General features: G+C 44.9%; 14 protein-coding genes. 11 read left to right on the top strand and 3 right to left on the bottom strand.

The annotated features are described in order from the left end of the window. Positions 1 to 185 precede the first annotated feature (185 nt). The 4 genes from coxB to OPS28_RS16170 are packed head-to-tail and all read left to right on the top strand — an operon-like array spanning position 186 to position 4,497. The gene (gene coxB, locus OPS28_RS16185; RefSeq protein ID WP_442864013.1) at positions 186 to 1,352 is read left to right on the top strand and encodes a cytochrome c oxidase subunit II; all 1,167 of its coding nucleotides are present in this window, start codon (positions 186 to 188) and stop codon (positions 1,350 to 1,352) included. Between the two features lie 9 nt (positions 1,353 to 1,361). Continuing rightward, positions 1,362 to 2,978 carry a cytochrome c oxidase subunit I gene (gene ctaD, locus OPS28_RS16180; protein WP_265610501.1) on the top strand — a complete coding sequence of 539 codons (1,617 nt, stop codon included), beginning with the start codon at positions 1,362 to 1,364 and terminating at the stop codon, positions 2,976 to 2,978. A gap of 26 nt (positions 2,979 to 3,004) precedes the next feature. Continuing rightward, a complete protein-coding gene (locus OPS28_RS16175) occupies positions 3,005 to 3,595 on the top strand; it encodes a cytochrome c oxidase assembly protein (RefSeq protein WP_265610500.1) in 591 nt (196 codons plus the stop codon). Positions 3,596 to 3,618: 23 nt separating this feature from the next. Next, a complete protein-coding gene (locus OPS28_RS16170; protein ID WP_265610499.1) occupies positions 3,619 to 4,497 on the top strand; it encodes a cytochrome c oxidase subunit 3 in 879 nt (292 codons plus the stop codon). Between the two features lie 17 nt (positions 4,498 to 4,514). On the opposite strand, the gene OPS28_RS16165 is transcribed toward OPS28_RS16170, so the two are convergent. Beyond that, positions 4,515 to 4,721: a DUF2909 domain-containing protein gene (locus tag OPS28_RS16165; RefSeq protein ID WP_265610646.1), complete on the bottom strand. Its 207-nt coding sequence runs from the start codon at positions 4,719 to 4,721 to the stop codon at positions 4,515 to 4,517. A gap of 82 nt (positions 4,722 to 4,803) precedes the next feature. On the opposite strand from OPS28_RS16165, the gene OPS28_RS16160 reads away from it, so the two are divergent. From OPS28_RS16160 to OPS28_RS16135, 6 genes are read left to right on the top strand one after another with little or no spacing between them, the layout of a single operon-like run. Then, positions 4,804 to 5,463: an SURF1 family protein gene (locus OPS28_RS16160; RefSeq protein WP_265610498.1), complete on the top strand. Its 660-nt coding sequence runs from the start codon at positions 4,804 to 4,806 to the stop codon at positions 5,461 to 5,463. Then, positions 5,460 to 6,023 carry a hypothetical protein gene (locus OPS28_RS16155; protein ID WP_265610497.1) on the top strand — a complete coding sequence of 188 codons (564 nt, stop codon included), beginning with the start codon at positions 5,460 to 5,462 and terminating at the stop codon, positions 6,021 to 6,023. Before OPS28_RS16160 ends, OPS28_RS16155 begins: the two co-directional genes overlap by 4 nt. A gap of 10 nt (positions 6,024 to 6,033) precedes the next feature. Next, positions 6,034 to 7,020, top strand: a complete 987-nt coding sequence (locus OPS28_RS16150; protein ID WP_265610496.1) for a COX15/CtaA family protein — start codon at positions 6,034 to 6,036, stop codon at positions 7,018 to 7,020. After that, positions 7,013 to 7,924, top strand: a complete 912-nt coding sequence (cyoE, locus tag OPS28_RS16145) for a heme o synthase (protein ID WP_265610495.1) — start codon at positions 7,013 to 7,015, stop codon at positions 7,922 to 7,924. The genes OPS28_RS16150 and cyoE overlap by 8 nt, the downstream gene beginning before the upstream one ends. After that, the gene (locus tag OPS28_RS16140; protein WP_265610494.1) at positions 7,921 to 8,568 is read left to right on the top strand and encodes an SCO family protein; all 648 of its coding nucleotides are present in this window, start codon (positions 7,921 to 7,923) and stop codon (positions 8,566 to 8,568) included. The genes cyoE and OPS28_RS16140 overlap by 4 nt, the downstream gene beginning before the upstream one ends. Positions 8,569 to 8,572: 4 nt before the next feature. Continuing rightward, positions 8,573 to 9,160, top strand: a complete 588-nt coding sequence (locus OPS28_RS16135; RefSeq protein WP_265610493.1) for a GNAT family N-acetyltransferase — start codon at positions 8,573 to 8,575, stop codon at positions 9,158 to 9,160. Here OPS28_RS16135 and OPS28_RS16130 read toward each other — a convergent pair. Next, a complete protein-coding gene (locus tag OPS28_RS16130; RefSeq protein WP_265610492.1) occupies positions 9,157 to 10,233 on the bottom strand; it encodes a polysaccharide deacetylase family protein in 1,077 nt (358 codons plus the stop codon). The two genes, OPS28_RS16135 and OPS28_RS16130, sit on opposite strands and share 4 nt — an antisense overlap. A gap of 88 nt (positions 10,234 to 10,321) precedes the next feature. Between OPS28_RS16130 and OPS28_RS16125 the strand changes: the two genes are divergently transcribed. After that, positions 10,322 to 11,575, top strand: coding sequence for an MATE family efflux transporter (locus OPS28_RS16125; RefSeq protein ID WP_265610491.1), 1,254 nt, complete (start codon positions 10,322 to 10,324; stop codon positions 11,573 to 11,575). Positions 11,576 to 12,033: 458 nt separating this feature from the next. Here OPS28_RS16125 and OPS28_RS16120 read toward each other — a convergent pair whose 3' ends face one another. After that, entirely contained in the window at positions 12,034 to 12,864 is an 831-nt protein-coding gene (locus OPS28_RS16120) for a MipA/OmpV family protein (RefSeq protein WP_265610490.1), read from the bottom strand. Positions 12,865 to 13,036: the final 172 nt, after the last annotated feature.

Raw genomic sequence — 13,036 nt, 5'->3', positions numbered from 1 at the left:
TTTTTTCAAAGAAAAGACTAGACGCGCCTTTTAAATTGCGTAATTCTTAGTCACTAATTAACAATATAATAACAACGACCTTTCCAATCTTTTACATCCGTTAAGGGTGTAAGTTGATTTAGGTCAGGACTAACCGCTCGCGTGTAAAGTCGTTTTGCCGGATCTGTCCATCACGGAGGTGTTGAGTGAAAAGACTCACAAATGTCTTATTGATAGTTTTGGGGACACTACCAACATTATTATTCAGCTTTATCGCCCAGGCAGCTGATGGTGGTGGTAAAGAGGTGTCTGATCTTAATTTACGTCGCGGTGTGACTGAAATCAGTGGTCAGGTTTACGACCTGCATATGTTGATGTTTTTCATCTGCGTAGCGATAGCGGTAGTGGTATTCGGGGTGATGTTTACCTCTATGTACCTTCATCGTAAATCTCGCGGTGTTAAACCAGCCCACTTCCATGAGAACGTCAAAGTCGAAATCGCCTGGACGGTGGTACCTTTTCTTATCTTAGTTTTTATGGCCATTCCCGCAGCGCGCACGCTTATCGCAATGGAAGATACCTCCGAACCTGATATGACCGTGTTGGTTACCGGATCCCAGTGGAAGTGGCATTACAAATATATGGACGGTGATGTTGAATATTATTCACTGTTAGCTACGCAACAAGAACAAATCACTAACCGTTTTGCAAAAAGCGAAAATTACTTATTAGAAGTGGATAGACCCTTGGTCATCCCCACAGGCCAAAAGGTGCGTTTCCTGATTACCTCCGAAGATGTGATTCATTCGTGGTGGGTGCCCGATTTTGCAGTAAAGAAAGACGCTAATCCAGGTTTTATAAACGAAGCATGGACGAAGGTAGAAGAGCCAGGCGTTTATCGTGGTCAGTGTGCTGAACTGTGCGGTAAGGATCACGGGTATATGCCTGTGGTCGTCATTGCGAAAGAACCTGCAGAATTTAACGCTTGGATGACAGAGCAGGAAGAAGCGCGCCGTAGAGCGAAAGAAGAAGAACAGCGTTTACTCGCAATGAACATGAGTATGGATGAGCTGATGGCAGAAGGTAAACGTGTCTACAATAGTGCCTGTGCCGCGTGTCATATGCCTTCAGGTGAAGGCTTGCCAGGCGTGTTTCCTGCGTTAAAAGGCAGCCCGATGGTGTTGGAAGATCAGTTAGCGCATATTGATATCGTTCTGAACGGAAAAGCGGGAACGGCAATGCAAGCATTTGGCAAAATGTTAAGTTTGAAAGAAGTTGCGGCCGTAGTTACCTATGAACGAAATGCGTGGGGTAATAATACTGGCGATATCGTACAGCCAAAAGATGTTAATGCAGTAGTGCAAGGCGAATAGGAGAAGGTTATGACACATTCAACAGATACCGTTACGCCTGGACATACCGCGGCGCACGACCACGACGAGCATCATGATCACCATATCCCAACCGGAATAAAGCGCTGGTTGTTTACAACCAACCATAAAGATATTGGTACGCTTTATTTGTGGTTTGCTTTCATCATGTTCTTAATTGGCGGGGCCATGGCCATGGTAATCCGTGCCGAACTTTTTCAGCCCGGCTTACAAATTGTGGATCCCAATTTCTTTAACCAGATGACCACAGTTCACGGGCTGATAATGGTATTTGGTGCGGTTATGCCCGCATTTACAGGATTGGCTAACTGGTTAGTGCCAATGATGATTGGGGCGCCGGACATGGCACTTCCACGAATGAACAATTGGAGCTTTTGGATACTACCTGGTGCGTTCTTGATCTTGCTGGCATCGTTATTTATGGAAGGCGGCGGCCCTTCGTTTGGGTGGACTTTCTATGCGCCGCTCTCTACCACGTACAGTGGAGATAGCACCGCACTGTTCGTATTTTCAGTACATATCATGGGTGCGTCATCAATTATGGGTGCCATCAATGTTATTGTAACAATATTCAACATGCGTGCTCCAGGTATGACCTGGATGAAGATGCCGTTGTTTGTGTGGACCTGGTTAATTACCGCCTTTCTACTGATCGCAGTCATGCCTGTGCTGGCGGGTGCCGTGACCATGGTATTAACCGACAAGTTCTTTGGTACCAGCTTTTTTAATGCAGCAGGTGGCGGTGATCCCGTGATGTTCCAGCATATTTTCTGGTTCTTCGGTCATCCTGAGGTATACATCATGATTTTACCTGCATTTGGTATTATCTCGCAGATCGTACCGACCTTCTCCCGCAAGAAGCTTTTTGGCTACGCGTCGATGGTGTATGCAACTGCTTCCATTGCCTTATTGTCCTTTATTGTCTGGGCGCACCATATGTTCACGACAGGCATGCCGGTATTCGCTGAAATGTTTTTTATGTTCGCCACCATGCTTATTTCAGTGCCCACAGGTGTAAAAGTATTTAACTGGGTAGCGACCATGTGGCGCGGTTCGATGACATTTGAAGTGCCGATGTTATTTGCACTTGCATTTATCGTGTTATTTACCATCGGCGGGCTTTCGGGGTTAATGCTGGCCATCACACCGGTGGACTTCCAATACCACGACACCTACTTTGTTGTCGCCCACTTCCACTATGTACTAGTGACTGGCGCCATCTTTTCAATTATGGCAGCGGTTTACTATTGGCTACCAAAATGGACCGGAAGGATGTTCGACATAACGCTGGCAAAGTGGCATTTTTGGTGTTCATTAATATCAGTCAATGTATTGTTCTTCCCCATGCATTTTGTCGGACTGGCAGGTATGCCACGCCGTATTCCTGACTACGCCTTACAGTTCGCCGATTTTAATAAATGGATTAGTTTAGGTGGCTTCGCATTTGGCTTATCGCAACTTATTTTCTTGGCGCTGTTAATCAAAGCTTGTCGTAAACAAGGCGAGCCCGTTTCAGCTCAGGTGTGGGAAGGCGCTGAAGGGTTAGAGTGGGAAATTCCATCGCCCGCACCCTATCACACCTTTGAAACTCCGCCAGTAATTAAATAGTTGCGAGTCAGGATATAAGTCAGGTTATGAACGAACAGGCGAAAAACAATCAAAAAATGGTCATCAAGTTATTGGTGATCGTGATAGGTATGTTTGGTTTCGGTTTTGCGCTTGTTCCTCTATACGATGTGTTTTGTGATTTAACTGGTATAAACGGCAAAACCTCAAATACTGCGGCGGTCTACACCCCCATAGAAATTGACAAATCGCGCACGGTGAGCGTCGAATTTATTACACGCACTAACACGGGTATGCCATGGGAATTTCGCGCTGAAACGAAACGAGTGAAAGTGCATCCGGGTGAGCTGAACACAGTGAATTTCTACGTAAGAAACCCTGCTAATAAGCAAATTATTGCACAGGCAATTCCGTCAGTATCGCCTGGACTGGCAGCGCTTTACCTGAACAAAACAGAATGCTTTTGTTTCAATCAACAACCGCTGTCAGCGGGTGCGGAAGCCACCATGCCTATGCAATTTTATGTAGACCCTCAATTACCAGACGATATTACATTTTTTACCGTGCAATACACGCTATTTGATGTAACCGGCAAAGGTGACAGCCTTGCAGTAAACGAAAACCCCTATTTACGCGAACAGCCTGAGAGTGGAAAATAACACTCAGGGATATGGAGAATAATATGCAGCAACCCTATGAAAAATACTATGTTCCTGCACAAAGTCCTTGGCCGATAGTTGGGGCCGTGGCGCTATTTTTAATAGCGTTAGGTGCAGGTAACTTTGTGGTTGAATCAACCCAAGGTAAGGATGGTTATGGAGGATATATCCTGCTCGCAGGAATAGTGACCCTATTAATCATGTTGATTGGCTGGTTTAAAAACCAGATTGACGAATCAATGAGTGGCTTGTACAGCGCTCAGCTGGGGCGCTCTTACAGACAAGGGATGAGCTGGTTCATATTTTCCGAAGTCATGTTTTTCTTTGCCTTTTTCGGTGCACTCTTTTATGCGCGTATGGTGTCGGTGCCTTGGTTAGGCGGTAGCATGAATAATGAAATGACCAACGCCGTATTGTGGCCCGGTTTTGAAGCTATATGGCCGCTGGTGAAAACGCCTGATGGAACAACCACACAACAGATGGGACCCGGCGGTCTACCAACTATCAATACTATTATTCTGTTGATTTCCTCCGTTACTCTGCACTACGCACACGTTGGTTTGGAACAAAATAGACGTAAACAATTAACTTGGCTGTTAGGGATCACCATTTTGCTTGGTTGCGTATTTTTGACGTTGCAGGTAGAAGAATACATTCATGCTTATAAAGAATTAGATTTAACTTTACAGTCGGGCATATATGGGAATACCTTCTTTATGCTGACCGGATTTCACGGTATGCACGTTACGCTGGGAACCATCATACTGATTGTAATGTTTTTTAGAGTGCTCAAGGGACATTTCACCCCTGATGACCATTTTGCATTTCAAGCAGGTAGCTGGTATTGGCACTTCGTAGATGTGGTTTGGGTGATGCTATTTATCTTTGTATACGTGCTATAAAGTTAGCCAGTCCGCGCTCAGTAAGGGCGCGGATTAGGTGTAATTAAACCGGTTGCCATGGCAACCAAAATAATGAGAACAATGAGTGCAGATGTCATCACTCTTCGGCCAATAAACTTACTCATCGGTTGTTTAGTATCGTTTTTCATCATTACGCGCATTGCCAGAAACAAATTCACAATCATATATATGAGCAATCCGACCAGTATTATTTTTATTAACATCATTACCTCTTATGTGATCTGGAGTGAGTAAGTAGTGGCACTATCCTCTCCTCGCGCTTACATTGCTTTTGGGATCTGTTTGATGGCTATTGCAGTTATGCTGGGGTTGGGAGCATGGCAACTTGATCGTATGAACCAAAAACAACAACGTCTGGCTAGCATAGCGCAAAAAGAGCACTTAGGAATAATCCCTTTAGCAGAATTAGATGAACACAAAGATATTCGTGATCTAAAAGTGGGATTTTCAGGTCAGGTGGATACCCAGAGAGTTTTCTTGTTGGATAATCAAATTAACCACGGTCGGGTGGGTTACCAGGTACTGGCACCTATTGATACCAATCAGGGCACAATATTGGCAAACTTTGGTTGGCTCCAAGGAAATCCTCAACGAAGTGTACTGCCTGTGTTTGAACTACCCCAGCTATTAACTGAATTTACGGGATATATTCGTATGCCCGCGCTTAACCCATTTGTTTCAGAAACCGCCAACAAAACCTCGTCGTTTCCTATGGTAATCCAGCAAACAGATATCGAGACGCTTTCCCTTTTTGCGGGGAAGACATTGTTGCCCTATACCGTAATGATTGATACACCAGATGATCCGCAATTTATCCAGCATTTTACTCCTGTGGTGATGTCGCCTGAAAAACACTTTGCCTATGCGTTTCAGTGGTTCGGTTTAGCCACTGCAGCTGTAGTTATTACTTTCGTAGTCTTCTTTAAACAGAGGGAAAAATCATGACCCGATCAATAATGACTAGAAAAGGGGCAATAATATTATTATTTGCGGCCTTCATTGTCCCCGTGATACTCGCTAAGCTTGCGTTAGACAATAATTGGTTTAATCAAGGAAGCACTAATAAAGGGGAGTTGCTTCAGCCCGTAAAAAACGTGAATGCGCTATTGGCCGATCAACCCAAGCGTTGGCGATTGCTTTATGCGTTGCCGAATGAATGTAACGAAGCTTGTCAAAATGCACTCTACAGTATGCATCAGGTGTGGTTAGCATTAGGAAAAGAAAGCGACCGCGCAGAGGTAACCGTGCTAGTAACGGAAAAGAGTGATCGAAAAACTACTGAGCAGGTTTTTTCCGACCGTAATATCCATACCATTAACACCACGGCTGAGAAAATTACCTTATCGGATTTAGACATCCACGGTGACGAAATTCTGTTGGTTGATACGCTGAATAATGCCATGTTGCGCTACGCTGTACATAAAGACAAACAAACGGCCGTCATGGCCAGTCGCGATATCCTGGCCGATTTGAAAAAGCTATTAAAATTATCGCGAATTGGATAAGGATGTCAGCATGAAGAAGCTAGTCGGATTTAGTATTTTTTTAGCGTTTGTAGTGATTATGTTAGGCGCATATACAAGGCTGACTGATGCAGGTTTAGGTTGTCCAGACTGGCCAGGTTGTTATGGTCATTTGACTGTGCCCAAGGGAGAACACGTAGACGCCGCGAATCAAGCCTTTCCACAGCGTCCGGTAGAAGCGCATAAAGCCTGGAATGAAATGATCCACCGTTATTTTGCTGGCACATTAGGATTGGTTATCGTAGCGATAGCCGCAATAGCTTTGCGTAACCGTCAGGTAAACCCAGTAAAACTACCATTATTTCTGGTGGGGTTAGTGATCTTCCAAGCGGCACTGGGGATGTGGACTGTCACTCTTAACTTACTTCCTGCGGTGGTTATGGCTCACTTATTAGGCGGTTTCGCTGTGTTAAGTTGTTTGTTTCTTTTACTCCTACGGCTTAAACATTTACCGACAACGTCACCATCATCTGCCTCAAGAACGCCTTTCACATTAGCACTTGTTGGACTGGCAATATTGGTGGTTCAAATAGGTTTAGGCGGGTGGACATCGGCAAACTACGCAGCGTTAGCCTGTACAGATTTCCCCATATGTGAAGGTGAATGGACACAGCGACTGGATTTTTCCGACGCTTTTAGTATTCCTGAAGCACAAAACTATGAGTTTGGTGCGCATGATTATGATGAACGAATGACTATGCACGTGGTTCATCGCTTCGGTGCTATAGTGACCTTTCTTTATTTGCTTTGGTTTGCGATAAAGGTGGCAAAAGTAAAACAGTTTCAGTTCAGTCATCAGGCTGCAGCATTATTAGTAGTGGTATTAGGCATTCAAATAGCATTAGGTATAAGCAATATTGTATTTAGCTTGCCTCTATCCGTAGCCGTTTTGCACAATGCAGTGGCGGCGACATTATTGCTTGTCATGGTTTGGATAACATTCCATCTTCATCGTCTTCAAGGAGGTCATTATGAATAAACCAGCGTCGGTTGCAGTAGCGGTAAATCAACAGCAGGCAAGTTGGCACGACTACTATGAAATGACCAAGCCTAAGGTTGTCATGTTGTTATTACTGACGGCATTAGTCGGCATGTGTTTAGCCACCCCTGACTGGGTCAGTTGGCAAGTGCTTGTGGCAGGTTTGTTAGGAATAGGAATGTTGTCTTCCTCTGCGGCGGTAATAAATCACGTCGTTGACCATCAGATTGATAGTAAAATGGCGCGTACGGTCAACCGCCCCGTAGCCAAGGGCAAAGTATCGGTGACGCATGCGCTTATTTTTGCCGCATTGTTAGCGGTAGTGGGTTACGTCTTATTAGAACTTTATGTCAATCGCCTGACTGCGCTGCTCACCTTAGCGAGTTTGGTTGGTTACGCTGTGGTATATACCATGTTTTTGAAGCGTGCTACCCCACAAAATATTGTGATTGGTGGGCTGGCGGGTGCAGCTCCCCCTCTGTTAGGCTGGACCGCCGTAACCGGAGAAATCCATGCTCATGCTTTGCTGCTTGTGCTGATTATTTTCACATGGACCCCGCCGCATTTCTGGGCGTTAGCCATTCATCGCCATAAGGATTATGCCCGCGCAAAAGTACCTATGTTACCCGTTACTCATGGCCTTAAATTTACTAAAACCTCGGTTTTACTTTATACCGTACTGTTATGTCTGGTTTGCTTGTTACCTTATTTAACCGGCATGACAGCATTGATTTATCTGGTGGGTTCTAGTGCACTCAACGCTGGCTTTGTTTACTATGCGTGGAAACTAAAACGTACTACTGACCTAAAAGTAGCCATGAAAACCTTTAAATATTCGATATTACATTTGATGCTGCTATTTATCGTACTGCTAGTTGACCACTACATACCGGTTACCTTATGAAACAAAATACAATTGTTGGTATTGTGGCTTTTTTAGCCTTGATAGGTGGGGTGATCGGTGCAATATATATCGCCCCCCCAGGATTTAAAGATAAGCCGGAAACAGACTATTTAAGCACGTATCCCGCGCCGCGCGCGCTTGCTAAGGTTAATTTAACCGATCAGCGCGGCGAGCCTTTTAACTTAGAGAGGTTGAAGGGAAAATGGTCGCTGCTTTTTCTGGGCTATACATTTTGTCCGGATATTTGTCCAACAACACTGGCCTCGCTTAATCGTATTTACCCTGAGCTTAAGCAGATTGAAAGCGAGCACCCCATTCAGGTGGTGTTTGTTTCTGTCGACCCCAAACGCGACACTACCACGCGCCTTAAAGAATATACTCAGTTTTTTAACGCAGAATTTATCGCCGCCACCGGCAATCACGATCAACTGTTCCCCTTCGTGCGCAGCATGGGGTTAATGTATGCGTTGTCAGAAAGTACCGAAAATCCCAACTATTTAGTGGATCACAGCGCTTCAGTGATAGTCGTAAACCCCCAGGCCCAAGTGATCGGCCGATTTAAACCAGTACACCAGCAAGGCATGCCTGCCATAACTGACGGCCAACAAATCTTACAAGACATGTCAGCAATTACAGCAGGCTAATTCGGTGAATATTACTATCCGCCACGCTTCGCCTGCGGATGTGACCGTGGCAACCGAATTACTGTACTACGCAGGAGAGAATCTTTTATGTAGTATTTTTGGCAATGGCGATAAAGCCAGAGCACGCGATTTTCTGGTTTCAGCTTGGCTAAAAGAGGGTGGTCAGTATGGTAGTGATAATCATTGGGTGGCATGTAAGTCTAACCAGCCCATAGGGATAGTTACGTGCTGGCACGATGAACTTCCAGAAGATTTTGATCATAAAACGCTCGCATGTATTACCGAGTATTTTGGTGTGACAGAATCGTTAAATGTTATTGCTCGCAGCCAGCAGTTTGCCGAGTCTTTACAGTCTCCAGATAAAAATCAACTCGGCGTGGGGCATGTGGCCGTACATCCCGAATATCGCCGTGCTGGTGTGGCTACCGCATTGCTGCAAGAAATGGAAAAACAGGCGATTAAACGGGCAAAACACACTCTCATTTTGGACGTAGAAACGCACAACGAGGCCGCTATTGCGTTTTATATCAGACAAGGCTTTAAAGAAAAGAGCGTCGAACCGCCGTTCTTACATATGTATAAAACGCTCTAATCAGGGTAACGCCCTTTATCATTGGCAACAAAAAAGGGTTGAGAATACCAATAGTAACGTCCTTTAAACTGTTTAGATGGTGCAGTACAGTTTACTCTTGAACGACCCACTGGAAGGGGTGAATCTAATTGGTATTCAAATGTTTGCTTATTCACTTGGTGCGCAATTTTTTGACCTTGATAAAAACAGTTTAATTGGTTCAGCGTAACATCCTCACCCCTAATGGTTACCATAACTGTATCGTCAAGTTGGCCGCCCTGAATTTCGGGGTCGCTAATTGAGCTGGATGAAACAGGCATCGCCAAACTATTTAATTTAGTCTTCAGTGTCGCTAATTTAGCGTAATTTCCCGCTGCGGGAAACCGCGGCAATGCTGTGAAGTCACTGTTACTGCTAATTGCGCCAGAGTATTGCGCTAAACCGACATAACCTTCGTCAGCTAATCGTTTTGCTAACGCCTTATTATATTCACCAAATGGATATGCTAAGTACTTAAGCGATTCACCGGTCTTCTCTTCAATCACCGCTTCAGCCTGCTCAATATTGCGCCAAACTCTTTCTAACCAAAGTGCATTGTCTTCACCATTGTTGCGATTAAGTAAGTGCACATGATCAAGAGTGTGATTAGCGAAAGTGGCCCCTTCTTCTTGCATGGTATGAATTTGTTCCCAGTCTAGCTGATTGCGTTGCGCGTCAATTACGTCTGGATTAATGAAAATGGTATAGGGGAAATTATATCGTTTTAGAATGGGATGCGCGTTATCGAAAATATTTGCATAGCCATCGTCGAACGTAATTACAACCGACTTGTCCGGCAGTTTTTCTTTGGCTTTTAGTTTTTCGATGGCGTCTGGTAGTGCCATTACATGATGATGTTTATCTAAATAGGCCATATGCTCTGCGAACAGCTTGGGGCTGATACTGGTGCTTTTGGGCGTATCATTTGACACGTGGTGGTAAAGCAGAATGACCGCATTGTCGGAATCTGCCTGAGCAATAGATGTTAAGCACACAAAACCTATAATGAAAACAAGGAAGTTGCCGAGCCTAAACCTCGTCGTGATACACTGCACGCTTTCTCCTTATTTATAAATTGCTTACGTTTTGAATATGCCAGCCTATGTTAAACCACATGTGCAGCTTTTGCAGCTAGCATTTCCTATGATCTTGGCCAACATTACTACACCACTACTTGGTTTGGTGGATACGGCTGTAATGGGACATATGGATTCATCCGCAATGTTGGCAGGGGCATCTATCGGTGCGCTTATTCTTACTCAGATATACTGGGTTTGTGGTTTTTTACGCATGTCTACAACGGGGTTGAGTGCGCAAGCGAAAGGACAAACCCAAAGGGCAGTAGTACAAGCTACTAAGGTATTGTGGCAAGGCGGGGTAGTGGCCATCGCGCTTGGCGTTATGCTGTTTATACTACAAGCTCCCATTTTGCATATAGGTCTTCTTTTAGCGGATCCCAATGCGCAGGTAGCCGTGCATACTGACGCCTATTTTTCGGTCAGAGTGTGGGGCGCGCCAGCAGCGTTGCTGAACATGGTGATGATCGGCTGGTTGGTTGGACAGCAGCGAACCAAAGCGGTAATGACCATTCAAATTGTGGGCAACATGCTAAACGTAGGTTTAGATTTGCTTTTCGTATTAGGGTTTAGCTGGTCAGTAGCTGGGGTAGCGCTAGCCAGCGTGATTGCAGAGTACACCATGGTGGCGATGGCATTGATTATCGCGTTTCCCATCTGTAAAAACGTCGCGCCACAAAAAGCCTGGTTTAGTAGAACGGCGCGTAAAGCCATCCTTTCCTTAAACAGCAATATATTACTAAGAAATCTGATGCTGCAATTGTGCCTGGCGTTTCTAACATTTCAGGGCGCGCGCTATGGACAAACGGCGGCGGCGGTAAACGCCATATTGATGCAATTCTTTGTACTGATTGCGTTAGGGTTAGATGGTGTCGCATACGCCGTTGAAGCGCTGGTAGGAGAAGCGGCAGGCTCAAAAAAACACCATAAGGTATGGCGAACTTCATTAAGAGGACTGTTTTGGTCTAGTTTATTCGCCTTGCTATACGCATGCGGCTTCTATCTGGCAGGCGACGTGATCATTAAGCAACTTACCGATATAGCTGAGTTACAAAATACGGCAATGGCCTATTTACCCCTAATGATAGGGTTGCCCCTCGTTGGGCATTGGTGTTTCTTATTCGATGGGGTCTTTGTTGGTTTAACGCGCGCCAAGGCCATGCGTAACACCATGATACTAAGTGCATTAATATATTTCCCAACCTGGTATGTGTTCAGAGATTTTGGCAATGAAGCGTTATGGTACGCATTGTTGGCGTTTCTATTTACTCGTGGCGTGACATTGGGCGGGTATTTTGTTTGGTTAAGCCATCGCAAGTAGAAGACGTAGCTATTAACTTTGCTTAAACATAGAGAGATTTAAGCATTAGTGTACCTCAATTTTACGCCCGGCTTTCGTCTCAGCTGAGCCTACGCAAGCATCTTCTACGTTTAATAACTATTAACGCGTCGGCTAGTAGAACAAAGCGCTCGTAGCGCTCGAAGAGAAATTTAATTCTTTTTTAAATATCATACTCACTAGTTTAAATTTTCTATCCATTAACGTCGCCAAAATGATTAAAAGTGATGATGTTAAGAAATATCCCAATAGTATGTTGTCTTAATTTTCGCCAATGAAGTGGTAAGCAACTTTTATCAATCCGATCACAGCAAGGAGGTTAAGTTAATAAAAAATGAACGTTTCTATCTCTATCTAGTAATACAACCTAAACCTAAAGTCCACCCAATAATAGCTATGATAGAACGCTAACGCGTCGCGATTAACAGGGGCGTAGGGGTCTAGAATACGTAAATGACGCCTAACCCTGCTTCGGCTTCATAATTATTGCGCGCAATAGGACTATCTTCAATATCACTACCATAGCGTTCATAGACTATCTCACCGAAAAGCTGCCAATTTTGATTGATATAAGTACGATAATTATAGTGGAAGCCGATTGAGCGGAATCCTCCGCTAAGATAGGTCTCATTTAATCCTGATGCAGCAGACTGCTCGGCGTTTATGCCAAAATCCTTATTGGCGTAATCGCTATCATGAAAAACCACAGCGACAGCAATTGAAGAACCGGTTCCATCGTTTTGGTCGCCGAAACGGTAGCCAGCCCCTAAAAGACCGAGTGTGCCGTTGTCACCTATTAGCAGCCGGCTATCTAGCCAATAACGCCAGTCGGAATCGAAAGCATGACGGGCTTGCAACAGGACCTCGAGGCCCTCATCCCCATCACCCAGACCGTCCAAATGACCGTCATCGGAATCACTTTCTTCTCGGCCTTCTTCGAAAACCACCGCCGCTTCAAGTAGCCACATATCGTAACGTAGACCCCGCCAACCCAGCGCTTCACCTGCCCAGTAAAAAATATTATCGCCACTGCGCCATTGAACTGCACCCGCAGGATCGACTTCGAAGCCGAATTCGTCCGAGCCTTCGTAGGCAGATTCGTATTCAATACCCAGACCAAGCCCAGCGCTCCAACCGTTATTACCGTTTGTGAAGTCATCCACCGAAGGCAAGGGGACCATAGCTGTTTTTTGTTCTTGAGCAACTATTACTGGGTGAAAGAAAGAACCGCATACAACCATTACCAGCAAGGAGCCTGCAACCTTTTTCATTACAATCTCCTGCCAGTTTTGCGTTGGAACATAAGAATGTCCACGATAGGTGAATGTACTTAATTATAGTCAACCTTTTATGAAGCAGCCACCTATCGACCCCTTATGTTTAGCGCTTCGATCTACACTGGTTTTCATTATCAGTTTTTTCATATCAGCCCTCGTCAGGGCG

This window comes from Alteromonas sp. ASW11-130, from assembly GCF_026183735.1.
Lineage (GTDB): Bacteria > Pseudomonadota > Gammaproteobacteria > Enterobacterales > Alteromonadaceae > Alteromonas.
The sequence above is the reverse complement of the archived record's forward strand: the minus strand, read 5'-3'. Positions and strand labels throughout refer to the sequence as shown.